The 23,470-nt window shown below is 70.9% G+C and carries 26 protein-coding genes; 14 read left to right on the top strand and 12 right to left on the bottom strand.

All coding sequences use genetic code 11. The features are described 5' to 3' along the window. Positions 1 to 149 precede the first annotated feature (149 nt). The 3 genes from G412_RS0101870 (at position 150) to G412_RS0101860 (ending at position 1,787) form a co-directional block, all read left to right on the top strand. On the top strand, positions 150 to 371 hold the full coding sequence (locus G412_RS0101870) for a chaplin (RefSeq protein WP_028810570.1): 222 nt from the start codon (positions 150 to 152) through the stop codon (positions 369 to 371). 54 nt (positions 372 to 425) lie between these two features. Beyond that, on the top strand, positions 426 to 1,208 hold the full coding sequence (locus tag G412_RS0101865) for a chaplin (RefSeq protein WP_028810569.1): 783 nt from the start codon (positions 426 to 428) through the stop codon (positions 1,206 to 1,208). Positions 1,209 to 1,469: 261 nt separating this feature from the next. Next, entirely contained in the window at positions 1,470 to 1,787 is a 318-nt protein-coding gene (locus G412_RS0101860) for a hypothetical protein (protein WP_051338055.1), read from the top strand. A 146-nt stretch (positions 1,788 to 1,933) separates the two neighbouring features. Here G412_RS0101860 and G412_RS0101855 read toward each other — a convergent pair whose 3' ends face one another. Beyond that, positions 1,934 to 2,281 carry an ArsR/SmtB family transcription factor gene (locus tag G412_RS0101855; RefSeq protein WP_028810567.1) on the bottom strand — a complete coding sequence of 116 codons (348 nt, stop codon included), beginning with the start codon at positions 2,279 to 2,281 and terminating at the stop codon, positions 1,934 to 1,936. 141 nt (positions 2,282 to 2,422) lie between these two features. On the opposite strand from G412_RS0101855, the gene G412_RS0101850 reads away from it, so the two are divergent. Together G412_RS0101850 and G412_RS0101845 are read left to right on the top strand one after the other, a co-directional pair. Then, positions 2,423 to 4,432, top strand: a complete 2,010-nt coding sequence (locus G412_RS0101850) for a heavy metal translocating P-type ATPase (protein WP_028810566.1) — start codon at positions 2,423 to 2,425, stop codon at positions 4,430 to 4,432. 264 nt (positions 4,433 to 4,696) lie between these two features. Continuing rightward, a complete protein-coding gene (locus tag G412_RS0101845) occupies positions 4,697 to 5,641 on the top strand; it encodes an endonuclease/exonuclease/phosphatase family protein (protein ID WP_037647283.1) in 945 nt (314 codons plus the stop codon). A 2-nt stretch (positions 5,642 to 5,643) separates the two neighbouring features. Here G412_RS0101845 and G412_RS32945 read toward each other — a convergent pair whose 3' ends face one another. From G412_RS32945 to G412_RS0101820, 5 genes are all read right to left on the bottom strand, one after another. Beyond that, positions 5,644 to 6,213 carry a CAP domain-containing protein gene (locus G412_RS32945; protein ID WP_051338054.1) on the bottom strand — a complete coding sequence of 190 codons (570 nt, stop codon included), beginning with the start codon at positions 6,211 to 6,213 and terminating at the stop codon, positions 5,644 to 5,646. Positions 6,214 to 6,252: 39 nt separating this feature from the next. Beyond that, positions 6,253 to 6,663: an ATP-binding protein gene (locus tag G412_RS0101835; RefSeq protein WP_028810564.1), complete on the bottom strand. Its 411-nt coding sequence runs from the start codon at positions 6,661 to 6,663 to the stop codon at positions 6,253 to 6,255. A gap of 71 nt (positions 6,664 to 6,734) precedes the next feature. Beyond that, positions 6,735 to 7,913 (bottom strand): PP2C family protein-serine/threonine phosphatase, encoded by a 1,179-nt coding sequence (locus tag G412_RS0101830; RefSeq protein ID WP_028810563.1) that lies wholly within the window; start codon positions 7,911 to 7,913, stop codon positions 6,735 to 6,737. A 294-nt stretch (positions 7,914 to 8,207) separates the two neighbouring features. Next, positions 8,208 to 8,711: a MarR family winged helix-turn-helix transcriptional regulator gene (locus G412_RS0101825; RefSeq protein ID WP_028810562.1), complete on the bottom strand. Its 504-nt coding sequence runs from the start codon at positions 8,709 to 8,711 to the stop codon at positions 8,208 to 8,210. Positions 8,712 to 8,776: 65 nt separating this feature from the next. After that, positions 8,777 to 9,655: an RNA polymerase sigma factor SigF gene (locus tag G412_RS0101820; RefSeq protein ID WP_028810561.1), complete on the bottom strand. Its 879-nt coding sequence runs from the start codon at positions 9,653 to 9,655 to the stop codon at positions 8,777 to 8,779. Between the two features lie 166 nt (positions 9,656 to 9,821). Here G412_RS0101820 and G412_RS32940 point away from each other — a divergent pair, with 166 nt between their 5' ends. Further along, positions 9,822 to 10,403, top strand: a complete 582-nt coding sequence (locus G412_RS32940; protein WP_157839046.1) for a hypothetical protein — start codon at positions 9,822 to 9,824, stop codon at positions 10,401 to 10,403. 104 nt (positions 10,404 to 10,507) lie between these two features. Further along, positions 10,508 to 11,053, top strand: a complete 546-nt coding sequence (locus G412_RS32935; protein WP_051338052.1) for a flavoprotein — start codon at positions 10,508 to 10,510, stop codon at positions 11,051 to 11,053. Positions 11,054 to 11,065: 12 nt separating this feature from the next. Here G412_RS32935 and G412_RS32930 read toward each other — a convergent pair whose 3' ends face one another. Further along, complete coding sequence (locus G412_RS32930; protein WP_483027164.1) at positions 11,066 to 12,172, bottom strand: serine/threonine-protein kinase; 1,107 nt, start codon at positions 12,170 to 12,172, stop codon at positions 11,066 to 11,068. A 94-nt stretch (positions 12,173 to 12,266) separates the two neighbouring features. Beyond that, positions 12,267 to 12,875 (bottom strand): hypothetical protein, encoded by a 609-nt coding sequence (locus G412_RS0101800; RefSeq protein WP_028810560.1) that lies wholly within the window; start codon positions 12,873 to 12,875, stop codon positions 12,267 to 12,269. Positions 12,876 to 12,978: 103 nt separating this feature from the next. Here G412_RS0101800 and G412_RS0101795 point away from each other — a divergent pair, with 103 nt between their 5' ends. Then, entirely contained in the window at positions 12,979 to 14,520 is a 1,542-nt protein-coding gene (locus G412_RS0101795; protein ID WP_028810559.1) for an alpha/beta hydrolase, read from the top strand. A gap of 32 nt (positions 14,521 to 14,552) precedes the next feature. Here G412_RS0101795 and G412_RS0101790 read toward each other — a convergent pair whose 3' ends face one another. The 3 genes from G412_RS0101790 to G412_RS0101780 form a co-directional block, all read right to left on the bottom strand. Next, positions 14,553 to 15,293 (bottom strand): PP2C family protein-serine/threonine phosphatase, encoded by a 741-nt coding sequence (locus G412_RS0101790; protein ID WP_028810558.1) that lies wholly within the window; start codon positions 15,291 to 15,293, stop codon positions 14,553 to 14,555. Positions 15,294 to 15,743: 450 nt separating this feature from the next. Further along, positions 15,744 to 15,905: a hypothetical protein gene (locus G412_RS39535; protein ID WP_157839045.1), complete on the bottom strand. Its 162-nt coding sequence runs from the start codon at positions 15,903 to 15,905 to the stop codon at positions 15,744 to 15,746. Positions 15,906 to 16,070: 165 nt separating this feature from the next. Further along, entirely contained in the window at positions 16,071 to 16,835 is a 765-nt protein-coding gene (locus G412_RS0101780) for a DUF72 domain-containing protein (RefSeq protein ID WP_028810557.1), read from the bottom strand. 194 nt (positions 16,836 to 17,029) lie between these two features. Here G412_RS0101780 and G412_RS0101775 point away from each other — a divergent pair, with 194 nt between their 5' ends. Next, complete coding sequence (locus tag G412_RS0101775) at positions 17,030 to 17,764, top strand: transglycosylase family protein (protein WP_028810556.1); 735 nt, start codon at positions 17,030 to 17,032, stop codon at positions 17,762 to 17,764. 18 nt (positions 17,765 to 17,782) lie between these two features. Here the strand turns inward: G412_RS0101775 and G412_RS0101770 are convergent, their stop codons facing one another. Continuing rightward, positions 17,783 to 18,088 carry a putative quinol monooxygenase gene (locus G412_RS0101770; RefSeq protein ID WP_028810555.1) on the bottom strand — a complete coding sequence of 102 codons (306 nt, stop codon included), beginning with the start codon at positions 18,086 to 18,088 and terminating at the stop codon, positions 17,783 to 17,785. 187 nt (positions 18,089 to 18,275) lie between these two features. On the opposite strand from G412_RS0101770, the gene G412_RS32925 reads away from it, so the two are divergent. The 5 genes from G412_RS32925 (at position 18,276) to G412_RS0101745 (ending at position 23,466) form a co-directional block, all read left to right on the top strand. Beyond that, positions 18,276 to 19,424 carry a lytic transglycosylase domain-containing protein gene (locus tag G412_RS32925; protein ID WP_106963987.1) on the top strand — a complete coding sequence of 383 codons (1,149 nt, stop codon included), beginning with the start codon at positions 18,276 to 18,278 and terminating at the stop codon, positions 19,422 to 19,424. Positions 19,425 to 19,505: 81 nt separating this feature from the next. Continuing rightward, positions 19,506 to 20,642: an RNA polymerase sigma factor gene (locus tag G412_RS32920; protein ID WP_051338050.1), complete on the top strand. Its 1,137-nt coding sequence runs from the start codon at positions 19,506 to 19,508 to the stop codon at positions 20,640 to 20,642. Positions 20,643 to 20,840: 198 nt separating this feature from the next. Beyond that, entirely contained in the window at positions 20,841 to 21,881 is a 1,041-nt protein-coding gene (locus G412_RS32915; protein WP_051338049.1) for an ABC transporter ATP-binding protein, read from the top strand. Then, complete coding sequence (locus tag G412_RS0101750; RefSeq protein ID WP_028810554.1) at positions 21,878 to 22,648, top strand: MlaE family ABC transporter permease; 771 nt, start codon at positions 21,878 to 21,880, stop codon at positions 22,646 to 22,648. The genes G412_RS32915 and G412_RS0101750 overlap by 4 nt, the downstream gene beginning before the upstream one ends. Positions 22,649 to 22,701: 53 nt before the next feature. Continuing rightward, positions 22,702 to 23,466, top strand: a complete 765-nt coding sequence (locus G412_RS0101745) for an ABC transporter permease (RefSeq protein WP_106963995.1) — start codon at positions 22,702 to 22,704, stop codon at positions 23,464 to 23,466. Positions 23,467 to 23,470 lie beyond the last annotated feature (4 nt).

Genomic DNA, 23,470 nt, shown 5'->3' with positions numbered 1-23,470 from the left:
GCCGGGCATTCGGACGTTCGGGTGACAGTGGAATGCCAAATTCTTTTATTGAGTTTCCTCGGCACGGGCGGGTCGTTACCGATGTCGACGGCGACTTGCGCAGGTGACCGACAGACCTGTGCAGGTGTCGCTGCCGGAAAGGTTCCTCAATGAAATATATGAAAAGCGCCACCTTTGTCGCCGGCTCGCTCATCGCCGTCGGTTTCGCCTCCCCGGCACTTGCGGAGGCCACATCGGAGGGAAAGGCCGGGTATGCCCGTGGCGCCTTCTCCGGGAAAAAAGTACAGGATCCGATGAACGTCTGCGGCAACACCGTCAACGTCATCGGCCTTCTCAACCCCGCCGTCGACAACGTCTGTGTCAACAAGTAGTTCCCAGGCCGAAGCCCAGGAAATCGGCTCGTCCGCAAGCATGAAAGACAGGGAATGGCAAAGCGACAGGTTTTGAGCAAAGGCGTGTTCGCTGCGGCGGCTGCCTCCGGAATGCTCGCCATGGCCGGCGGCTACGCTCACGCGGATACGGCCTCCTATGGCGAGACCACAAACGCGTCGGGCAGCCTGTCCGGCCACAACGCCCAGAGCCCCGTACAAGTTCCGGTGAACGTGTGCGGCAACACCGTCGACGTCGTCGGCGCCTTCAACCCGGCCGTGGGCAATGAATGCGCCAACATCGCGTCGAACGCGCCCGAGATGGGCCACTCCGAGATGGGCTACCCCGGCATGGCCGAGTCCGGTATCAACGAGTCCGGCATGGATGTATCCGGCCAGGGCTACCCCGGCATGGCGGACTCCGGTATCAGCGAGTCCGGCATGGGCCACTCCGGCATGGGCGGCCCCGGTGGCGACGGGTCCGGAGAGTACAAGGGTGAGGAGCCGCCGTGCGACGAGGAGAAGCCGCCGGCCGGTAAGCCGCCCGTCGACAAGCCGCCCGCCGGTAAGCCCCCCGTCAAGGTGCCGCCCAATGACGGGCCCGCCGAGGCACCCCGTGGCAAGCCCCCGGTCGAGGTGCTGCCGGCCGCCGACGGCCCTTCGTCCCCGGTCCCGGTCCCGGTCGTCGCCGACACGCCGGCCACCGACGAGCACGCGGTGCTGGCCGAGACGGGCGCGGGCGAGGTTGGCATCGCCGGCGCGTTGGGTGCCCTGCTGATCGGTGGCGGTGCGCTGGTGTTCCGGCGTACCAGGGCCAGGGCTCGGGCCGCCCAGGTCTGAACCGCGGAACAGCAAGCCGACGCGTTGATGCCGACGCGTTGATGGAGCGGCCTCTCTCCACGGGAGCCCGCTCCATCGTCGTGACCGGCTGCTTTTTTGGTTGCAGGCATCCGGGTGAATCGGCAAGAGGCGCTGCAGGGCTGAGTTTCTCTCCGTCCAGGCGCTCGTTATTCCCGGTGTAAGTGACATGGACCAGCAGCGGTCGAAATGTCACGGGTTCGCTGTTCGCTGATTTACGTCGCGTGAAGAGGGATTACTGAGATGAAGTACATGAAGGCCGCTTCCGCCATCGCCGTTTCGATGATCGCTGCTGGCGCTGCGGCGGGAGCGGCGTCTCCGGCTATGGCCGATGACCACCGCACGTCGAACTGGAACTCCCCTGCTCACGGTCTGACCAACTCCCTGAACAGTCAGCCTCTCGACGGCGGCCGTGTCGTCGGATCCATTCCGCGCACGGCGGTCGGTGCCGCTCAGACACTTCAGGACGCCAAGGACGGCGTGCCGAAGAAGCTGGTGCAGGACGTGGCGGGCTCCGCCAAGAAGAGTGGGGCGGTCGACGGTCTGCCGATCGGCGGCTGAGGCTACGCCCGTGCTTGCTCCGCGGTGCGGAGGCCGGGTGTACGTCAGTCGGCGGTGCGGTCGGATGGGGCCTTGCGGATGGACTCCGCGAGGCCCCTTTTGCGTGTGCGTGTGCGTGTGTGCGTGTGTGCGCGTGTGGCGTGTGGCTACGTGTCTCGGACGCCCAGGCGCAGGTGCTCGATGTGGTAGACGGCCTCGTCCAGGAGCTGGGCGACGTGGTCGTCGTACAGGCTGTAGACGATCCGGCGGCCCTGCCGCGCGCCGGTGACCAGGCTCAGCGCGCGCAGCAGGCGTAGCTGGTGCGAGACCGCCGACTGCTCCATGCGCACGGCTTCGGCCAGCTCCGTCACGCCGCACGGGCTCTGGCGGAGGCGGGTCAGGATCATCAGGCGTGACGGAGTGGCCAGAGCCTGGAGCGTGGCGGCGATGGTGGCGGCGGCGTCCGCGTCGAGATGACCTGTGGGCGTGGCGCGTTCGTCGACTCCGTGTCCCATGGGGCCATCGTATCGGGGGTGTGTTATGAGCTATGGCTGAAGACCTCTTCATATATTCCGTTACGCTGTGGGGGTCCGCTGCGTGTGTGGGTGTGTGCGTGTGTGCGCGCGCCTGTGCTTTCCGACCCCGAGAGGTGTCCTGTGGTTTCCCCCCTGCTCGACGACCGGCCCGCAGCGCGGCTGCTTGCCCCGCCTGTGCCGTCGCGCCGTACGCGACTGCTCGCGCTGCCGGAGGTGCGGTGGGCGGCCCTGTCCGCCGTCGCCTTTCTGCTGGCCTTCCCGCTCGATCTGGCCGGGGCGCCGGGATGGGTGTGGGGGCCGCTGTACGCGGTCTGTTACGCCGCTGGGGGCTGGGAGCCGGGGTGGGCCGGGCTGGTGGCGCTCAAGGGGCGGAGGCTGGACGTCGATCTGCTGATGGTTGTCGCCGCGATCGGGGCGGCGGCGATCGGGCAGTTCCTCGACGGGGGGCTTCTCATCGTCATTTTCGCCGTGTCCGGTGCGCTGGAGGCGCTGGCCACGCGGCGTACGGCCGACTCGGTCCGGGGGCTGCTGGATCTGGCGCCGGCCACCGCCGTACGGCTGCGGGGTGCGGACGGGGACGACGAGGAAGTGGTGGGGCCGGAGGAGCTGCGGGTCGGGGATCTGGTGCTCGTACGGCCGGGGGAGCGGCTGCCTGTCGACGGCACGGTGGTCGACGGGGTGAGCGAGGTCGACCAGGCGACCATCACCGGGGAGCCACTGCCGGTGAACAAGGAGCCGGGGGACGAGGTGTTCGCGGGCACCCTCAACGGCACGGGAGCGCTGCGCGTCCGCGTGGACAAGGACGCGTCCGAATCGGTCATCGCGCGCATCGTGGAGATGGTCGAGGAGGCGAGCGAGACCAAGGCGCCTACGCAGTTGTTCATCGAGAAGATCGAGCAGCGGTACTCGGTGGGGGTCGTGGTGGCCACGCTGGCGTTGTTCGCGGTGCCGCTTGCGTTGGGGGCCGACTTCACCCGGACGCTGCTGCGGGCCATGACGTTCATGATCGTTGCCTCGCCTTGCGCGGTGGTGCTGGCGACCATGCCGCCGCTGCTGTCGGCGATCGCCAACGCCGGGCGGCACGGGGTGCTGGTCAAGTCGGCCGTGGTGATGGAGCGGTTGGGTGACGTTACTCGGGTGGCGCTGGACAAGACCGGGACGCTTACGGAGGGGGCGCCTCGGGTCGCGGAGGTGCGGGTGCGGGGGGATGGGGGTGGTGGTGGGCTGGGTGAGGACGAGGTGCTGGCGCTGGCTGCCGCTGCGGAGTATCCGAGCGAGCATCCTCTGGCGCGGGCCGTCGTGGCTCTGGCTAAGGAACGTGGGCTGCCCGTTCGTGCGGCTGAGGATTTCTCGTCGGTGCCGGGGCGGGGGGTTCGGGCGGTCGTGGGTGGGCGGGACGTTCGGGTGGGGAGCCCGTTGGCCTTGTTGGGCGGCGGGGCGGCGTCGGTCGTGGGTGCTGTGGGTGCTGTGGGTGCCGTGGGTGCTGTGGGGGAGGTGGAGAGGAGTGGGCGTACCGCTGTCGTCGTGCTGGTCGACGGGGTTCCGGCCGGGGTGCTCGGGGTTGAGGACCGGGTGCGGGTGGGGGCGGGCGAGGCGGTTGCCGCGCTGGGGCGGCTCACCGGGTCCGCGCCGGTGCTGCTGACCGGGGACAACGAACGTGCCGCCGAGCAACTCGCCGGTGGGGTTGGCATTACCGAGGTACGGGCCGGGCTGTTGCCGCAGGACAAGGTCGCCGCCGTACGGGAGTGGGAGGCGGCGGGGGAGAAGGTGCTGGTGGTCGGTGACGGGGTCAACGACGCGCCCGCGCTGGCCGCCGCGCACAGTGGCATCGCGATGGGGAGGGCCGGGTCGGATCTGGCGCTGGAGACGGCTGACGCGGTGGTGGTGCGGGACGAGTTGGCGACGGTGCCGGCGGTTGTGGCGCTTTCGCGGCGGGCGCGGCGGTTGGTTGTGCAGAACCTTGTTATCGCGTCGGTTTGTATCGGGGTGCTGGTGATCTGGGATCTGGCGGGGCATTTGCCGCTGCCGTTGGGGGTGGCGGGGCATGAGGGGTCGACGGTGCTGGTGGGTCTGAACGGCTTGCGGTTGCTGCGGGAGGCGGCTTGGCGGGGGGCGGTACGGGACGCGTAGCGGGGCTCGGCGGGGTCGGGGTGTGGGGAGCCCCGCGCTTTGGGGTCGGTGCCGCGCCGGGGCGTCTCCTCGGGCGTCGAACGTTCGGGTACTGCGTTGGTTCGTTGGCGGTGGTTGCGTTCAACGCCCTGCGGGGAGCGCCCCGGCACGTCCCCTCCCCAGCGGCCTGGCAGGCGAGGCGGGGTCGGGGGTGGCCGTCCTGGCGGGGTCTCGGGGGTGGGCGAGCGCGTTGGTCTGGGGGATGGTGACCGTTACGGTCGGGGGATGAGTGACGACCTCGTACGCCGGTGGGGGTGGGGGCGGGGGTTTGTGTTGGCCTCGTTTGCTGTGATGGTTGGCGGTCTCCTGGGTTTCCATTCCGCTGTGCCTGATGTGGCCGGGCGGCCCGGCAGTCTTCTGGAGACGTTCCTGCCCTGGCTCGGCGTCGCCGTACCCGTGCTGCTCGTCCTGTCGCTGCTGCGCCGCTCGCTTGTCGGACTGGCGGCGCTGTTGCTGCCCGTCGGTGCGTGGGTCGGTGCCTTCGGTGGGATGGTGATCGGTGCGGACGAGTCGGCGTACGACCTCGTCGCGGTTCAGCACAATGTGAGTGACGAGAACGCTGATCCGGCAGGTACGGCTCGCGCCCTGATGGAGACGCATGCGGGGCTCGTTGCCGTGGAGGAGCTGACCGCCGGCGCTTTGCCGGTGTACGCCTCGGCGTTCGGCGCGGAGTATCCCCACCACGGGGTGGTGGGCACGGTCGGGCTCTGGTCGAAGTACCCGCTGACGGACGTGCGGCCGGTGGACATCAAGCCGCGGGGGGTGGGCGCGGGTTGGAACAGGGGGCTGCGGGCCGATCTGCGGATGCCGGGACGGGAGCCCGTCGCGGTGTACGTCGCTCACCTGCCGTCCGTACGGATCGGGCCCACCGGATTCCGCTCCGGGTGGCGGGACGAGAGCGCGGGCCTGCTGGGGGCGGCCATTACCGAGGAGCCACGGGAGCGGGTGATCCTGCTCGGCGACCTCAACAGCACGGTGGACGACCGCGGGCTGGACCCGGTCGGCGAGCACCTGAGCACGGCCGAGGGTTTCGCCTTCAGCTGGCCCGCCTCCTTCCCCGTGGCGCGGATCGACCAGGTCATGACCCGGAAGGCGACCGTCACCAAGGTGTGGTCACTGCCTGCCACGGGGAGCGACCATCTGCCGGTCGCCGCTCGCATCAGGTGGTGACGTTATCGCCGTGTGGCCAGGAGGAGCGTCCACCAGCCCTGGCCGTCACGGGTGCTCATGCCGACGCCCGCGTGGTGGTAGGCGCAGGTGAGCATCGCGGCGCGGTGTTTCGGGCTGTTCTTCCACAGCCGGAGGGCCGTGGCCGCTTTGGGCTTCGAACGGGCGAGGTTCTCGGCCACCCGGTGCCACCTGTACCCCTCGTCCGTGAGCCGGTCGCCCGGACGGGACGCGTGGGCGCCGGTGTGGGACAGCTCGCCGACGCGTGCCATGTAGTCGCTGTGCCGCTGGGCGGCTCTGGTCACGGCGGGGTGGGTTCGTAGCGGCCGGCAGCCGTTACGGATCCGCTCGCGGTTGAGGAGGCGGACCAGGGCGGCCTGGGCGCGCGGTCGGTACGTGTGACCGGTGGGGGGCTGCCACGTCTCTTCCCAGGGGTCCGGCAGTGACGGCGTGTGCTTCTCGGCCGGAGGGGGCGGCTCGGCGGTCGTGGCGGCAGGTGTGGTGGCCGCCAGCGAGAGCAGCAGAAGGACGGTCGTCGCGCGGCGTCTGACTTTTCGGTCCGTCGGTCCGCGCACGGCTGCCCCTGTCTCTTGGCGATTACGGGACCAATCGTGTCAGAGGCTGACGGCCGCGCAGATCTTCTTGCCCCCTTCGGGGGACGGGGTGACCGTGACGAAGCGGGCCAGGAAGTTGACCAGGGTCAGGCCGTAGCCGCCTTCGTAGCCGGTGATGTCCGGGTGGCGGGGGCGGGGCCGGGACGGGCTGGGGTCCTGCACGGTGATCTCGACGGTGTGCGGGTTCGCGGTCAGGCCCAGCCTTGTGATGCCGCCCGCGTGCCGCAGTGCGTTGGTCACCAGCTCGGAGACCACCAGCACCACGTTGTCGGTGGTCTCCTGGGTGGGGGCGGGGGCCAGGTCGGACAGGAACTCGCGAGCGGTGTCACGCGCCTCGGCCGCCGTGTGCGGCCGGGTGGTCTTCTCGGCGACGCCGGTGCTTCGGTCGCAGGTTGTCTGCGTGCGGTTCATGTCGTTCACCCCCGTTTGATGGAAAGCCGTGCTCTGGTGGTCCTGGGGCTTCTGCCCCGCTTTACGGTGCGCTAACTTCGCGTCGCCCGGCCGAACCAGTCCAGGCAGACGACGAGGGCGTCGTCGTCGGCGTCCGCGTCGGTATCACGGTACGAGGCCAGCTCCTGGAGGACCGCACGGGGTACCGCGGCGGCGGGCAGGAGGCTCGTGGCCTGGATGGCTCGCGCGAGTGCGCGTTCGCCGTACGTCTCGCCTGCCCGGGTGGCCGCGGCGTACACACCGTCGCTGACGAAGATCAGCCGGTCGCCGGGGAGTACGCGGAATTCCTGGGCGACGTACGCCGTCTCCTCGAACATGCCGAGCGGGAGCTGTGCCTCGAAGGGCACGCGCTCGACGGTCTTGTCGCGCTGGCGCCAGAGCTGGGGGGAACCGGCGTCGACGACCTGGGCGTGCCCGGTGGCCAGTTCGAAGGAGAGCAGGAGGGTGGAGACGTACGCCTCGCCGTGGTGCTGTCCGTAGATGGCCTGGTCGGCGAGGGCGGCCTGGTCGGCGATGCCGATGCCGGCGCGACGGGCGTTGCGCAGCGCGTTGACGGCGAGGTTGGTGAGGAGGGAGGCCTCGATGCCCTCGCCCATACCGTTGGTGACGGTGAGGGTGAGGGTCTCGGCGGTGGTGGCCCAGTCGAAGTTGTCGCCGTGGATGGCGTACGCCGGCTCGAGCTGGGCCCCGATGGCGTACTCCTGGCGGGAGCAGGCGCGGCCGGGCAGCAGTTGCCACTGCATTTCGGCGGCCAGCGTGAGGCGGCTGACCCGGCGGGCCTGGAGGTACAGGTCGGTGTCGCGCTCCGCGACGACGATTTCGTGCCCGAGGAGTTCGGCGACTTCGGTGAGTTCGTCGATGGCCTCGGGCGTGCATCTGTGTTTGGGCAGGCGCACGGTCAGGATGCCGAGTCTGTCTCCGCGGACGGTCACCGGCAGGTGCAGGTCGATGGTGCCGTTGTGGGCCACGTACTGCCCGTACGGCTCCTGGCTGCCGAACGCGCGGCCTTCGGGGCTGGAATGGACCGGGAGGGCCGCTTCGGTGTGGGGCAGGGCGGCTACGGGCTGGAGGACCGTGAGGCTGTAGTCGGCCATCAGGAGGTTGACGTCGGTCGCTTCGTAGTGCTCGACCAGTGCGGCACGTGCCGTATCGAGGAGGGCGTGCGGTGCGGCGGTGCGCACGGCACGCTCCACGGCCAGGAAATGCGTCACGAGTCGTGGTCCTCTTTTGTCGGGAGTGGAGGGGAGTTGGGCTGTTCGGGGACGGTGCAGCGTAACGGTGTGAAGGGGGCTGGGTGTGCTGACTGTTGACAAGTGGCAACTGTCTGGCCTGGGGTGATTCTGCCGCACCGTCGGGGAAGCCGAGTCGGGTTGTTTGGCTTTCGCTGAGGGGCCGGTGGTGCGGTTCGCCGATACGGCGTTGGTCAACGCACTTTCGCGGGTGCGCGCCGGACTCGGGGACCGTCTGCGGACGGTCGCGCCCTCGGCGCTCGTGACGTGCCTGTCCTAGGCGGGGCGTACTACGCGCATGCGGGAGTCGCCCTCGGCCGCGCCGCCGCGGTCGATCACGTCGGCGGCGGCGTCCCGGAACGCGGCAAGGCCCTTGGCCAGTTGTGCGAGGGCTTCGGGAGACATCCGGTCGAGTACGGGGGCGAGTTCGCTCACCTGGCACTCGCGCACCTCGTCGAGCAGGGCGCGTCCTGCCCTGCTCAGGTGGAGCTCGACTTCGCGGCGGCTGGCAGGGCTCAGGTGGCGCTCCACCAGTCCGGCCGCCTCCAGGCGGTCGCACAGCCGGCTCGTCGCGGGCGGGCTGGACCCGAGCGTCGCGCCGAGGGACCGCAGGTTGCCGCCCTCAAGGCGCTCGATCGCCAGCAGCGCGCGCAACTGCGACGGCGAGATGGGCCCGGACGGAGCCTTGAGCTGAGCCCTGCCCCACAGGACCGCAAGCAGATCCGTCACCTCGGACGCGGTGTGCGCCGGGTCTGGCGGGGTCGACGGTCTGCGGGGCATCGCTCCACTGTGCCACCCCTGGGGTGGCGCTGTCAGTACGGGGCTGTGAACGGGCGGCGCGGCCGTCAGCGCTCGTCGACGAGCATCCCGCTGCGCAGCCGCTTCAGTACGCGCGTCAGGAGCCGGGAGACCTGCATCTGGGAGACGCCGAGCTCCGCTCCGATCTGCGCCTGGGTCATCTCCTGCCCGAAGCGCATTTCGACGATGCGGCGGTCGCGGGCGTCGAGCTGCTCCAGGAGGGGTGCCAGGGTGTGGAGGTCCTCGACGGTCTCGATGGCGGGGTCCGGTGCGCCGAGCTGGTCCGCGAACGTCCGCCCGTTCGCGTCGGGGCCGTCAGCGCTGTCGTTGGGTGCGTCGAGGGAGCCCGCGGTGTAGCCGTTGGCGGCGACGAGGCCCTCGATGATCTCTTCCTCGGAGAGGCCGAGGTGCTCGGCGAGCTCCGGCACGGTCGGATCGCGGTCCAGGCGCAGGGAGAGTTCCTCCTTGGCCCTCGCCAGATCGACGCGCAGTTCCTGGAGGCGCCGGGGCACGTGGACGGCCCAGCTCGTGTCGCGGAAGAACCGCTTGATCTCGCCGACGATGTACGGCACGGCGAAGGTGGCGAAACCGACCTCGCGGCTGAGGTCGAACCGGTCGATGGCCTTGATCAGGCCGATGGTGCCGACCTGGACGATGTCCTCCATGTCGCCGCTGCCGCGGTTGCGGAAGCGGCCGGCGGCGAACCGTACGAGGGACAGGTTCATCTCGATGAGGGTGTTGCGGGCGTACTGGTACTCGTGTGTGCCCTCTTCGAGAACCTGCAGCCGGTCGAAGAACAGCTGCGACAGTGCTCGGGCGTCCTTGGGTGCGACCTTGCCGGCGTCCTCGATCCAGGGCAGCTCCCCGACCGTCTCCACGTCGGCGGCAACATCCTGCCCGGTCACCATCGTCGTCGTCCTCGTCATCGTCCCAGCCCTCCCGGTTGTCGGACCCTTCAAGAACCGCTCCTGCCCCGGACTCAAGATCTCAATCCACATTACTCTCCGCGTTTGTGTGGCGAAGATCTGGTAACACTCCGTAGTGAAACAGCGGAATCCTCGGGAGAGGAAGCCCCACGAAAGGCGGGAACTCATGTCTACGGGCGTTGTGGCCCTTCTGGGTGTGGTGGCCGCGATCATCACGGCCCTCCTGCTGGCCCGACCGGTGGCGCAGGCCGGCCCCGGCGATCCGCGGCGCGGGTCCGGGCCGGAATCCGACGAGACGGCCGCTCGGCACGGCGGGCCGCGCGTCAGAAGTCTGACGCTGGAGGCGCGTGAGCAGTACGCGGCGCAATGGGCGGGGATTCAGGAACAGTTCGTCGACGCGCCGGGACCGGCCGTCGTGCGGGCCGACCAGTTGCTGGGCGATCTGGCGCGCGACCGGGGCTTCCCGGCCAAGTCCCTCCAGCGGCAGTACGAGGCGCTGGCCGCGCACTGCCCCCGTGAGGCGGGCGCCCGTCGCCTGCTCCACGCGGCCGCCGCACGCGCGGCGGCGGGCGAGGCGGACACCGAGACGATGCGCCAGTCCCTGCTGGCCGGACGCGCGCTGTTCGCCGAGCTGATCAGGACGCGGCCGCACGACGAGGGGGCCCGCGAGATCCGGGCGTCCCAGCACCCCGCCCGCCGCCCCTGGCTCCCCGCCCAGCGCGTCGCCGCGCACACGCGGGCCGACTGAGGCCGCGTGTACGGCCGGGTGCGGCCAGGGGCCCCGCCGGACATGCGGCGGGGCCGCCCTGTTCCACTTGCCGTACGGGGTCAGCCGTCGACCGGGAGATTCGCGTGTCCGATCAGTCCAAGCCTTTTCTGTACGTCGTCGTCTGCGCGGCAGGGGTCGCCGACGGTGTCGGGGAGCTCATCACCGCCGCGCAGGAGCAGGGCTGGGACGTCGGGGTGATCGCCACGCCGCAGGGCCTCGGCTTCATCGACGCGCGGGCGGTGCAGAAGTGGACCGGCCGGCCGGTCCGCTCCGCGTGGCGCTCGCCCGGCGATCCGCGGCCCTTCCCTCCGGCGGACGCGATAGCGGTCGCGCCGGCCACGTTCAACACCATCAACAAGTGGGCCGCGGGCATCGCCGACACTCTCGCTGTGGCCACCCTGTGCGAGGCGTACGGCTCCGGCGTACGCACCGTCGTCGTGCCCTGCGTGAACCCGGCCCTGGCCGCCCATCCCGCGTACCGGCAGAGCATCGAACGGCTGCGGGGGATGGGCGTCCTGGTGGGCGGGGGCGGCGGGCCGTTCCGGTGGGAGGAGGCGCTGGAGCTGCTCGCGGCGCGCGGGCCGGGCTCCCTGACGGCCGCTCAGCCGGTGGCCGCCGAGGGCGAATGACGGCGGGCCGGCTTACTGGGGGGACTCCGCGGTGGTCTCCGGGCCGGGCTTCGGGGTCTCGGCCGAGCTGGGGTCCGGCGACAGCCAGGCCATGCCGACGAGTACCGCCACCAGGAAGGCGACGGCACCGGCGATCGCACTCGCGACGCGGGGGCGGCGGCGTACGAACTTCCGGGTGCTCGGCCGCTGCATGGGCGGCGCCGCGCGGCGCCGGGACGCCGGGCGCGTGGTGCCCGTGGAGGGCAGCGAGTACGTCGTCGTGGCGCGGGACGCCGGGTCGGTCGCCGGGAGCGGCGGGGGGAGGGGCTCGGGGTGGCCGCGCCAGGAGTCCTGGCGGAACCAGTCGGCGACCTGTTCGGCCGTCGGCCGGTCCTCGGGCTGCTTGGCGAGCAGCCCCAGCAGGTACGTCTCGAAGGGGCCGGGTACGTCGACGCCGAGGGTGCGCGGGGGTACCGGCACGGCGTCGACGTGCTGGTACAGCGTGCCGGTCGCGGTGTCGGCCTGGAACGGCGGGCGGCCCGCCAGCAACTGGTAGAGGACGCAGCCGAGGGAGTACATGTCGGAGGCCGGGCCGGCGGGTCTGCCCAGCGCGCGCTCCGGGGCCAGGTAGAGGCTGGTGCCCACGATCTGGCCGGCGGTGGTGAGCGCCGTGGCGGGGTCGTCCACGAACTGGGCTATGCCGAAGTCCGCGATCTTGACCGTACCGTCGTGGCTGGTCATCAGGTTGCCGGGCTTGATGTCGCGGTGCACGACTCCCTGACGGTGGGCCGCGGCCAGACCCGCGGCCGCCTGGGCGGCGATGCTCGCGACCCGCTCGGCCCTCAACGCACCCTCGGAGACCAGTGTCTGAGCCAGACTCGTGCCCTCGACGAGTTCCATGACGAGGTAGAAGCGGTCCTCCCACGCCCCGAAGTCGAACACCGCCACCAGGTGCGGATGGCTCAACCGGGCGGCGGTCTGGGCCTCCAGGCGGAATCGGGCCGCGGCCGACGCGTCGGCCCCGTTGCCCAGCAGCAGCTTGACGGCGACTGGCCGGCCCAGCACCTCGTCCGTGGCCCGCCAGACCTCACCCATTCCGCCCCGCCCGATGGGTGTGTCCAGCCGGTATCTGTCCGCCACCAGCACTTGCGCACCAACCCCGATTCACTCTGACAATCTCAAGGCTGCTGAACCTACTTCACCCCGTTGTCGCCCCTTCCGGTGAGGGCGGAAGTTACGTGAAAAGGAACGTGGCGGCGGTGGCCGCGCCGAGGGCCGCCCCCGCCACCGTCTGCGCGACGGTGTGGTACCGCAGGGCGACTCGGGACCAGCAGACCGCGGCGGTCATGACGTGGGCGAGCAGCCACCACGGGGAGTGCACGACGGCGAGCAGGGTCACGACGGCCGACGCGACCGCCGAGTCCACCGAGATCTTCCAGACGGTGTTCACGGTCAGGAGCAGGACGGTCATCACCCAGAGGCCGAGCATCGCGAACAGGATGCCGGTGGGGGCCCGGCCGAGGACCATGACGACCGAACCGGCGCCGACGGAACCGAGGATGACGAAGAAGATCGGGGCCCGCTTGGTGCGGTCGACGACGTGCCGGTCGCCCCACGTTCCGCGCTTACGCTCCCACTCGATGTACCCGGCGGGGACGAGACCGGCGCACAGGGCGCCGAGCAGGCCCCACAGCAGCCCGGTCCAGTCACCGGCGGCGGCGAGCCCTATGCCGAGCATGCCCGCGAGCAGGACGTTGCGGGGCTGGAGGGCGTCGGTGACGGTGCGGGCTGTCGCTGTCGCCGCCGTCGCTGTCGTCGTTCGGGTGTGGGTGCGGGTGTTCACGTGCTTCTCTCCTGGATCGGGGCCTTCGACGGGGGCTACCCCCACCACCGGTGTCCTGCCTGCCGCATGGGCAAGGGCGCCTTGGTCAACGAACCCTTGGGCCATGACGACTTACTCTCCCAGAGCCACCAGGACGCTTCTCCTCGCACTCTCCGCCGCAGCCGTCGCTTCCACCCTGACCGCTGCCCCTGCCGCCGCGGTCGCTGCCGTCGGAGGCGCTCCCGTCGAAGGCGCTGCCGGCGGTGTACGCGCCCTTGCGTGGAAGCCCTGCGCCCGGGTCAACGGCCCTGCCGACCAGGAGTGCGCCCGGCTGCCCGTACCGCTCGACTACCGCGACCCGGACGGGCGGCAGCTCACTCTCGCCGTGTCCCGCCTTCGCAGCGACCGGCCCCCGGCGCGGCGCGGGACGCTGCTGGTGATCGCCGCAGGGCCCGGCGGCTCCGGTGTGCAGCGGCTGACGCAGAAGGGGGCGGCGCTGCGGAAGGAGATGGCAGGCGCGTACGACATCGTCAGCTTCGACCCGCGTGGCGTGGGCGGGAGCACCACGGCGAGCTGCGGGCTCGACGAGGGCGACCGCCACCTGGTGACCCTGCGCCCCTGGCCGGGTAAGGACGGCGGGATCACCGGCAGCCTGGCGCGGGCCCGGCGGGTCGCCGCCGCCTGCGACCGCAACGGCGGCGCTGTGCTGCGCAGCTTCACCACGGCGAACGAGGTACGTGACATCGACCGCTTCCGGCGGGCGCTGGGTGAGGACAGGCTCTCGGCCTGGGGGAGCTCGTACGGAACGTACGTGGGGGCGGTGTACGCGCAGAAGTACCCGCAGCACACCGACCGCTGGGTGCTGGACAGCAGCGGGGACCCCGACCCGTCCCGCGTCGCGCGGGGCTGGCTGGCGAACATGTCGGTGGGCGCGGAAGACCGTTTCCCCGACTTCGCGGCCTGGGCGGCGGACCCGGCGCGGGACGACGAGGGGCTGCGGCTGGCGCGGCGCCCCGAGGACGTACGCCCGTTGGTGCTCGCACTGGCGGCGCAACTGGACCGGGAGCCGAGGGCATCGCAGACGCCCGGCACCCCGCTGACGGGCAACCGCCTGCGCCAGGCCCTCCAGAACGCTCTGTACAGCGACAACGCCTTCCCGCAGGTGGCCGGGCTGATCAAACAGGCACGGGATCCGGGCGCCGAGGTTGTTCTGACGCCCGACATCGCCGGTGCGCTGTCGGACCAGGACGCGGCGGTGACGATGGCGGTCATCTGCAACGACGTGCGGTGGCCCGCCCCCACGGCGTCTTCGCTGGAGCGGGCGGTGGCCGCCGACCGCGCCCGGTATCCGCTCACGGCCGGGATGCCGGTGAACGTCACGCCCTGCGCCTTCTGGAAGGGCGGTCCGGTGGAGAAGCCCACCCGGATCACCGGCCGGGGCCCGTCCAACATCCTGATGGTCCAGAACCTCCGCGACCCCGCCACGCCGTACTCCGGCGCCCTGCGGATGCGCGAGGCCCTCGGTGACCGCGCCCGCCTCGTCGCGGTCGGGCACGGCGGCCACGGCGTCTACCTGGGCAACGGCAACGCCTGCGGCGACCGTGAGGTCACCAGGTTCCTCACGACGGGGCTCCGGCCGGCGCGCGACACGTACTGCGCGGACTGAGGCGGACTGAAGGGGGTGGCAAGGGCGGTGCGCTATTCGCCGATGCGCACCATCGCGAGCGTGATGTTGTCGGGGCCTCCGGCCTCGATCGCGCCCTTCCACAGCTCGAAGGCGGCCCGGCCGCCGTCGTGCTCCCGCAGCACGCTGTCGATCGCCTCGTCCGGGCACGGGTCGGTCAGCCCGTCCGTGCACACCAGGTAGCGGTCGCCCGCCGACAGCGCGCGGGCCGTGACATGGGGCGTGACGGCGCTGAACACGGGGCTGCCGCCGAGCGTCTGCGTGACGGCGGACGTCGTGCGGCGCCCCGGCGGCGGCAGCGGGCTGTCGTCCACGCTCACCTGCCGCAATCCGCCCGGTGCCGCGTCGAACACCTTGCTGTCGCCGACGTTGAACACCAGCAGCGACTCCGCCAGGACGACGGCGCCCGCGACCGTGGTGCCCATCGTGACCAGTTCCGGATCACCGTCAGCGGCCGCGTACACCGACTGATTGCAGATGTCCAGCGCATCACGGACCGTCCCCTCGCCGTCCAACGAAGGCCCGAGCGCGGCGAGTTGGCGTACGACGAGTGAACTGGCCACCTCGCCGGCCGGCTGCCCGCCGAGCCCGTCGGCGACAGCGACGACGAGCGGTGTGCCGAGGGGGAAGACGAGGGTCTGGGGATTTTCGGTCACCGTGCCGCACAGCGTCCACGGTCCGACGACCAGGCTGTCCTCGTTGTGATCGCGAATCAGCCCGGAATGGCTCAGAGCAGTCACAGCTACGTACGGCACCGGAAGTCCCGCCTCTCCACGATGGAAGGCACGTCTCTCCCCACCATTGTCCCGCCCGGCAGCGAGTGCTGACCGGGAGGCGTCGGTTGCGGGCGGCTCGGTCAATGGCGATCCGGGGGGTGGCGGGGGATGATTCGTCCAGCGGTGTCCGACAAGTGACGATGAAGGCGACGTGTGACAGCAGGCGCGTGCGCCGGGTGGGAGCCACATTGATCCGGGTTCTGCTCGTCGAGGACACCGGCCTCATGCGGGGAGCGCTCGCGGCCCTCCTCAGGCGTGAGGAGGACATCGAGGTCCTGGTGGAATCCGACGGGAACGGCTCGGTTCTGGCGCGGGCGCTGTCGTACCGTCCCGATGTCGCCGTGATCGACGTCGACTGCCGGGAGCGTGAGGAGCTCGCACTGGGGGGTGAGCTGTCCGCACAGCTCCCGGAGTGCCGGATGCTGCTGGTCACCGGCTCGTCGCCCAGTCACCCAGCCGGGTACGTACCCACGTGTCCGGGACCGGGCGGCGGGCGGCCTCGAAGTCGCCGCTCTCGTCGCGCTCGGTGTGCGCCGGCGCGTCGTAGAAGCAAGGGTCGACCAGGCAGTACACCTCGTACCGCTTGTCCATGGGAGCGTCGCCTCCGGTCCGCACGCAAGCCGGTTCAGACTCGACGATTCCAGAGGCATCCGGCATCAACCACCACCATGTGTCACGCGCTACCTGTGAAAATCGCACCCCCCGCCCATGTGATCCGCACACCCGCGCGGGGCGCCACCGCCCCCAAGGGCATGCTCAGAGCGAGGGTGTACGGCTCACCGTCCGGCCCAGCGCGGCCGCCTCCCGCGCGAACCTCGCGGCGTCCACCACGGCCGCACCACCCGTGTCGTTGTTGAAGTACACGAACACGTCGTCCTCGTCGGACCAGGCGGCGGCGACGCGCCCGGCCCACGACTTCAGCGCCTGGCGGCCGTAGCGGGGCGGCGGTTCGGCGCCGCCGCCGTGAAACCGTACGTACCCCCACGACGCGGTACGCCACAGCGGCGCCACCGGACGGGACCCCCGGTCCGCCCAGCACAGGGCGCTGCCGTGCCGCTCCAGCACCGCCCGCAGCTCGCGCTCCGCCTCCCACCACGAGGTGTGCCGCAGCTCGACGGCCACCCGGACGGTGCCGGGAAAGCAGCGCAGGCAGGCGTCCAACGCGCCTGTGTCCGCACGGAAGTTGGGCGGCAGTTGCAGCAGCACGGGCCCCATCCGGTCACCGAGGCCGACGGTACGGTCCATCAGCCGGCCCACCGGCTCCTGGGGGTCGCGCAGCCGCTTCAGGTGGGTCAGGTAGCGGCTGGCCTTGACCGCCATGACGAAGCCCTCCGGCGTCCGGTCGCGCCAGGAGGTGAAGATTTCCCTGGTGGGCAGCCGGTAGAAGGCGTTGTTGTTCTCAACCGTGGCGAAGTGGCGGACGTACTCCTCCAGCCAGAGCCGTTGCGGCTGTTTCGGCGGGTACAGGACGCCGCGCCAGTCCTTGTACTGCCACCCCGAGGTTCCGACGAGCATGGGCATGTTCCGATCCCTGCCCCCGCGGCCCTCACCCGGCACGGTATGACGTCAGGACGGGCCTCCAAGCGGGTGAAAGCGCGGCAGTTCGCGGTCCGCGTGCGCACCTAAAAACGTACTGCCGGGTTATCTGGTCCATGCCTACCGGCCGTGGCGACACTGCGTCACGGCGCTGCCGGAGTCAGCGGAGGAGAACCCGGATGTCGCCTTCACCCCTTGCCAAGCGGTCCGTCCAAACGATCCTGTCCTTGCTGCTGGTCCTCCTGAGCGCCCTGGGCCTCGCGGGCCAGAGCACCGCGAGCACCGCGCCGCGGTCGGTGCCGGCGCAGACCGACTGGGAGAGGATCGCCGCCTGCGAGAGCAACGGCCGCTGGAACATCAACACGGGCAACGGCTACTACGGCGGGCTCCAGTTCGCCCCCTCCACCTGGCGGGCCTACGGCGGCCACCGCTACGCCCCGCGCGCCGACCTCGCCACCCGGTCCGAGCAGATCGCCGTCGCCACACGCGTCGCCCAGGACCGCGGCCTCTCCGCATGGCCCAACTGCGGGCGCCTGAGTACGGCCGGCTCCAGTAGTACGGGGACGGCTTCCGGACACAGCGGTTCCGGAGCAACCGCCATCCAGCCGAAGCCGCAATCGCAGCCGCAATCCCAGCCCCTGGCCCAGCCCCGGACCCAGCCCCAGGCTCAGCCCGACATCCAGCAGCGCCGGGCCGCACAGACCCCGGCAGTTGTCGCCGCGCCGTCGCGGACTTCCCACGAAGCCATCGGCTCACCGACCTACGTCGTACAACCGGGCGACTGCCTCTCCGTCATCGCGGAACGCGCCGACGTCCCCGGCGGCACCAAGGCTCTGTACGAAATGAACAAGGACAAGCTCGACGAGGGCCCCGACCGGATCTACCCCGGCCAGCGTCTGCGACTGCGCGCATGAGAGGCGGATCGCGGATGATCAGGAGGAACCGCCCGACGGAATCACGAGCTCGCGGCCGCGGAAGTAACCTTCCCGCTCCTCGACGACGTACGGAGCCATTGCCTCACGCCGCTCCTGCTCCGCGTCGGACGCCCGCCAGGAATCGCACGCCTGCTTGGAGTCCCAGAACGAGACCCCGGTCACCTCTTGCCCGTCCTCCGACCAGTACGCGAAAGCCTGCCGCATGCCGTCCGGATGCGCGGTCGGACGCCATGCCCTCTCGAAGTCCTCCAAGGTGCCCGGCTTGACGCGGCGCGTCGTCACCCAGACGAAGTGCTCGCCCATCGTGGCCTCCTCCGGAGCGCCGTTTCGAGTCGTTGAGCGCTCTCTCGGACCACGGTAGGCGCGTGGCACGGCTGCCGCCTCCGCTGGACGAGTTCGTCCGACGGACCGGCCCCCTCCCGCCGTAGAGACAGGTGACAGGGCCCGCGCACCTGGGCGCGGCGACGGGATAAGGGGAGGGGTCTGACGCATGGCGCGATGGCTTGCTGGACGGTTCTCGGGACGGATGCGCAGGGGCGTTACGGGCACGGCGGTCGCGGCGGCTGCCATGGCGGCGCTGACCGGTTCGCAGGCACCGGGTCTGGTGGCGGGGGAATCGACCCCCGAGGAGGCCGCCACCACGTCACCGGGTCAGAGCGGTTCGGGCGATGCGCACTACTTCCGTGAGCTGCCCCCCTTGGGCGTGCGCTACATGTCGGGTCCGGCCGCGCAGCCGTCCCCGCCCGGCGCCGCCGTCGCGGCACCCGGCGCGGGGGTGCCCGCCACGGTGTTCGGCGCGTACCGGAAGGCGGAGACGGCGCTCGCGGGGAGCACCCCGCGCTGCGGTCTGCGCTGGGAGCTGCTCGCCGCGATCGGCCAGGTGGAGTCCGGGCAGGCGCGGGGCGGCAGGGTGGACGCGGAAGGGACGACGTACCGGCCCATCATCGGCCCGCAGCTTAACGGCCGGGGCTTCGCCCTGATCGCGGACTCCGACAACGGCGCGTACGACGGCGACACCGCCTTCGACCACGCTGTCGGCCCGATGCAGTTCATACCGTCGACCTGGGCCGGATGGGGCGCCGACGGCAATGGAGACGGGAGGTCCGATCCCCACAACATCTACGACGCGGCGCTCTCGGCGGGCCGCTACCTGTGCGCGGGCGGACGCGTGCTCTCCCGGACGGGCGACCTGGACCGGGCGGTCCTCGCCTACAACCCGTCGCGGGAGTACCTGGGTGTCGTCCTGTCCTGGTACGCCTATTTCAGGGACGGCCACCGGGTCGTGCCGGACGCGAGCGGCACGGGATCCGGTACGGACGCCAAGGCCTCCGGTACGAAGCCGGCCTCCCCCGGCCCGGCACGGACCGAACCCGCCGACCGGACGCCGCGTACCGGCGCGACACCCTCCCGGCCGGCCTCTTCGCCGCCGAGGCCGTCGTCGCCCCCGAGGACGTCACCCGCACCCGCACCCGCACCCAAGCCGTCGCCGAAGCCGTCGCCGTCGCCGGACGGGCCGGTCGGCGGCGTGAAGCCGCGGCCGCCCCTGGTCGGCACCGAGGGCCCCGCGCCGGACACCGGCGCGGAGCTGCCGGGCGACGAGGTGCTGCCCGTCGGCGGGACGCTCACCGGCAACGGTTAGGACTCACTCCCGCGCCACCTCTCCACAACTCCGGATACCGGGCGGTAACGTCCCCGCGAGGCGTGAGCGCGAGGAGGCTTCATGGCGACGGACAGGCACCCTGCGCACCTGGCCGGACCGGGTGACGAATCGGCCCACCTGCGGTGGCAGCGCATGTGGAGCCACCGCGAGCAGTTGCTCAAGGTGGCGCGCCGCAGGTCCATGAGCGCCGAGGACGCCGAGGACGCCGTTCAGGAGGCGATGCTGCGCGGCGCCCAGAACGCGCACCTCGACGACGCGCGGATGGGCGCATGGCTGACGACGGTCACCATGCGCCTGTGCGTCGACCGCTACCGGCAGGTCAACCGCGAGGCCCAGGTGTGCGGCACCCCGAAGCTCACCGCCCCCGGCCCGGTCCCCGTCGAGGAGGCGGTGTGCGACCGGGCGGAGGCCAGGTGGCTGGCGTACCGGAGCCGGGAGCTGCCCGCCCGGCAGGCGGAGGCACTCCGGCTGAAGTCGGAGGACCGGGACGTCGCACAGATCGCCCGTGAGATGGACCTGAGCTACGAGGCGGTCGAGTCGCTGCTGGCCAGGGCCCGCCGTACGCTGCGCAACTCGCTGGCGGGGACGCTGGCGCTGGGTCTGTGGCTCCTCGGGCGCGGCCGGGACCAGGCGGGAGGGCATGCGCCCGCCCTGGCAGCGGCGTCCGCGGCGGCGACGCTGGCCGTGGTGGGGCTGGTCATTCCTTTCGCGTACGAGCCGGGGCAGCCGGGGCCCGGCCGGCACGCCACCTCCGAGCCCGGACAGGGCTCAGAAACGGCCGGCTTCGCAATACCGTCGGCCTCGTCCACCACCACGCGCCCCTCCCCGCCTTCCCCCGCGAGGCCCGACGCCGACCCGTCCCCCCGCAGCGGTACGGCGTCACCCACCGACCTCCCGCTCCCGGCGGTGCTGCCGGAGCTGCGGCTGCCGAAGGTCGCGCCGGAGCTCCCGCCCGTGCCCACCCCTGCCGTGCCCACCCCGGCGCTCCCACCCGTACCCGCCCCTTCCGTACCCGCCCTGCCCGTGGCCTCCGTACCCTCCGTGCCCGAGCCGACGCTGCCGCCCGTACCCGCCCCTGCGGTCCCGAAGCCGACGCTCCCGGCCCCGCCCACCATGACCGCCCCGCACGTCACGGTGCCAGTCGGGGACGTGTCGGGGCGCTCCCCGCAGGGCGTTGAACGCAACCACCGCGAATGAAACAACGCGATACCCGAACGTTCGACGCCCGAGGAGACGCTCCGGCGCGGCACCGACGCCGAAGCCACCGCAACCGCACCCCCGGGCACCCCCGCTGATTTCAGCCACGTAAAAAATCTTCACTTTCTTGGCGACGGACCCGCCGCCCCTCCCCGTAGAGCAGATGTCAGAGCTGCTCCCCGCTGAAGGGTGAACCGGATGGGTGTCGAGATCTGTGTGGAGGGATTGACCAAATCCTTCGGCAACCAGGTCATCTGGCAGGACGTGTCCCTGACACTGCCGGCCGGCGAGGTATCCGTCATGCTCGGCCCCTCGGGCACGGGAAAGTCGGTGTTTCTCAAGACGCTCGTGGGACTGCTCAAGCCGGAGCGGGGATCGATCACGATCGCCGGGCAGGACATCACCAAGCTCCGCGAGCGTGATCTCTACGAGGTACGCAAGCTCTTCGGTGTGCTGTTCCAGGACGGCGCGCTGTTCGGTTCGATGAGTCTGTACGACAACATCGCCTTCCCGCTGCGCGAGCACACCCGCAAGCCGGAGAGTGAGGTCAGACGGATCGTCCTCGAAAAGATGGACATGGTCGGTCTGATCGGCGCCGAGGACAAGCTGCCCGGCGAGATCTCCGGCGGTATGCGCAAACGGGCTGGACTGGCACGCGCGCTGGTGCTCGACCCGGAGATCATCCTGTTCGACGAGCCCGACTCGGGGCTCGACCCGGTGCGCGTGGCCTACCTCAACCAGCTGATCGTCGACCTGAACGCGCAGATCGACGCGACCTTCCTGATCGTCACCCACGACATCGCCTCGGCCCGCCTGGTCCCGGACAACATCGGGCTGCTCTTCCGGCGCGAGCTGGTGATGTTCGGCCCGCGCGACAAGCTGCTCACCAGCGACGAGCCGGTAGTACGGCAGTTCCTCAACGGCCGTATGCAGGGCCCGATCGGCATGGCGGAGGAGAAGGACGCCGCCCAGGTCGAGCAGGAGCTCGCCGAGCTCGGCACCGACGGGAACTCCGGGGACGGGGAAGCGTCCGCGACGCCCATGACCCCCCGCCTGCTCCCCAGCCCCGGAGTCACCCGCCCGCCCCGCTGGCAGGCGATCGCCGAGCGCGAGGCGGAGCTCCACGAGCCGAAGCAGCAGCAGAAGCAGGAACAGGAGCAGCAGCAGCAGAAGCAGGAACAGGAGCAGAAGCAGCAGACGCAGCAGACGCAGCAGCAGAAGGAGGTGACGGACGCATGAGCCTGTCCCCCACCGGCGCCCTGAAACACTCCGGCAGCCTCTTCGCCATGGCCCTGGATGTCATCCGCACCCTCCCCCGACGCCCCTTCCAGTTGCGGGAGTTCATCCAGCAGGCCTGGTTCATCGCCAGCGTCACGATCCTCCCCACGGCCCTGGTCTCCATCCCCTTCGGCGCCGTCATCGCGCTCCAGATCGGCAGCCTGACCCGGCAGCTCGGCGCCCAGTCGTTCTCCGGCGCCGCCTCCGTACTGGCGGTCCTGCGCGAGGCGTCCCCGATCGTCACGGCGCTGCTCATCGCCGGAGCCGGCGGCACCGCGATCTGCGCGGACCTCGGTGCGCGCAAGATCCGCGAGGAGATCGACGCCATGCAGGTCCTCGGCATCGACCCGATCCACCGGCTCGTCGTCCCCCGCGTGCTGGCCACGATGCTCGTGGCCGTACTCCTCAACGGCCTGGTCTCCGTCGTCGGAGTGGCCGGCGGCTACTTCTTCAACGTGGTCATGCAGAACGGCACCCCCGGCGCCTACCTGGCCTCCTTCACCACCCTCGCCCAGCTCTCCGACCTGTGGGCGGCCGAGCTCAAAGCCCTGGTATTCGGCGCCATCGCCGCGATCGTCGCCTCGTACAAGGGGCTGAACGCCAAGGGCGGGCCGAAGGGCGTCGGTGACGCGGTCAACCAGTCCGTGGTCATCACGTTCATGTTGCTGTTCGTGACGAACTTCGTGATGACGGCCGTGTACTTCCAAATCGTCCCGCAGAGAGGTTAGTTGTGCGACTTCTCGACCGCCCGCTGCGCTCCCTGGAGGAGCTGGGCACGCAGATGGTCTTCTACGGGCGTTCCCTCGCCTGGACCGGCCGCACCCTGCGCCGCTACAAGAAGGAAGTACTGCGCCTGCTGGCCGAAGTCAGCTTCGGACGCGGCGCGCTGGCGGTCGTCGGCGGCACGGTCGGCGTCATCGCGTTCCTGTCCTTCTTCACCGGCACCGAAGTCGGCCTCCAGGGGTACGCCGCGCTCAACCAGCTCGGCACGTCGAACTTCGTGGCCTTCCTCTCCGCGTACTTCAACACCCGCGAGATCGCCCCCCTCGTCGCCGGGCTCGCGCTGTCGGCGACGGTCGGCGCCGGGTTCACCGCCCAGCTCGGCGCGATGCGCATCAGCGAGGAGACCGACGCGCTGGAGGTGATGGGCGTCCCCTCCCTCCCGTTCCTGGTGACGACCCGCATGATCGCCGGCTTCGTGGCCGTCATCCCGCTGTACGTCGTCGGACTCCTCTCCTCCTACTTCGCCGCCCGCACCATCACCACCGGCTACTACGGGCAGTCGGCCGGTACGTACGACCACTACTTCCAGCAGTACCTGCCACCGGTCGACGTGCTGTGGTCCTTCGGCAAGGTGATCGTCTTCGCCGTCGTGATCATCCTGGTGCACTGCTACTACGGCTATTACGCGAGCGGCGGCCCGGCCGGTGTCGGTGTCGCGGTCGGCCGTGGCGTACGTACCTCCATCGTCGCCATCAACGTGCTCGACTTCTTCCTCAGCCTGGCCATCTGGGGCGCCAACACGACCGTACGGATAGCGGGGTAGGGCG

Source organism: Streptomyces flavidovirens DSM 40150 (assembly GCF_000429085.1).
Classification (GTDB): Bacteria; Actinomycetota; Actinomycetes; order Streptomycetales; family Streptomycetaceae; genus Streptomyces; species Streptomyces flavidovirens.
Note: the sequence above shows the minus strand (reverse complement) of the source record. Positions and strands in the feature narration are given on the sequence as shown.

Bases quoted from the DNA above. Each gene is read 5' to 3' on its own strand.
- G412_RS32915 (WP_051338049.1), top strand. From the start codon at position 20,841: ATGGGTGTCGAGATCTGTGTGGAGGGATTGACCAAATCCTTCGGCAAC.
- G412_RS32925 (WP_106963987.1), top strand. From the start codon at position 18,276: ATGGCGCGATGGCTTGCTGGACGGTTCTCGGGACGGATGCGCAGGGGC.
- G412_RS0101860 (WP_051338055.1), top strand. From the start codon at position 1,470: ATGAAGTACATGAAGGCCGCTTCCGCCATCGCCGTTTCGATGATCGCT.
- G412_RS0101770 (WP_028810555.1), bottom strand. From the start codon at position 18,088: ATGGGCGAGCACTTCGTCTGGGTGACGACGCGCCGCGTCAAGCCGGGC.
- G412_RS0101745 (WP_106963995.1), top strand. From the start codon at position 22,702: ATGGTCTTCTACGGGCGTTCCCTCGCCTGGACCGGCCGCACCCTGCGC.
- G412_RS39535 (WP_157839045.1), bottom strand. From the start codon at position 15,905: ATGGACAAGCGGTACGAGGTGTACTGCCTGGTCGACCCTTGCTTCTAC.
- G412_RS32920 (WP_051338050.1), top strand. From the start codon at position 19,506: ATGGCGACGGACAGGCACCCTGCGCACCTGGCCGGACCGGGTGACGAA.
- G412_RS32940 (WP_157839046.1), top strand. From the start codon at position 9,822: ATGTCTACGGGCGTTGTGGCCCTTCTGGGTGTGGTGGCCGCGATCATC.
- G412_RS0101775 (WP_028810556.1), top strand. From the start codon at position 17,030: ATGTCGCCTTCACCCCTTGCCAAGCGGTCCGTCCAAACGATCCTGTCC.
- G412_RS0101750 (WP_028810554.1), top strand. From the start codon at position 21,878: ATGAGCCTGTCCCCCACCGGCGCCCTGAAACACTCCGGCAGCCTCTTC.
- G412_RS0101820 (WP_028810561.1), bottom strand. From the start codon at position 9,655: ATGACGAGGACGACGACGATGGTGACCGGGCAGGATGTTGCCGCCGAC.
- G412_RS0101865 (WP_028810569.1), top strand. From the start codon at position 426: ATGGCAAAGCGACAGGTTTTGAGCAAAGGCGTGTTCGCTGCGGCGGCT.
- G412_RS0101855 (WP_028810567.1), bottom strand. From the start codon at position 2,281: ATGGGACACGGAGTCGACGAACGCGCCACGCCCACAGGTCATCTCGAC.
- G412_RS0101845 (WP_037647283.1), top strand. From the start codon at position 4,697: ATGAGTGACGACCTCGTACGCCGGTGGGGGTGGGGGCGGGGGTTTGTG.
- G412_RS0101795 (WP_028810559.1), top strand. From the start codon at position 12,979: ATGACGACTTACTCTCCCAGAGCCACCAGGACGCTTCTCCTCGCACTC.
- G412_RS0101780 (WP_028810557.1), bottom strand. From the start codon at position 16,835: ATGCCCATGCTCGTCGGAACCTCGGGGTGGCAGTACAAGGACTGGCGC.
- G412_RS0101835 (WP_028810564.1), bottom strand. From the start codon at position 6,663: ATGAACCGCACGCAGACAACCTGCGACCGAAGCACCGGCGTCGCCGAG.
- G412_RS0101870 (WP_028810570.1), top strand. From the start codon at position 150: ATGAAATATATGAAAAGCGCCACCTTTGTCGCCGGCTCGCTCATCGCC.
- G412_RS0101825 (WP_028810562.1), bottom strand. From the start codon at position 8,711: ATGCCCCGCAGACCGTCGACCCCGCCAGACCCGGCGCACACCGCGTCC.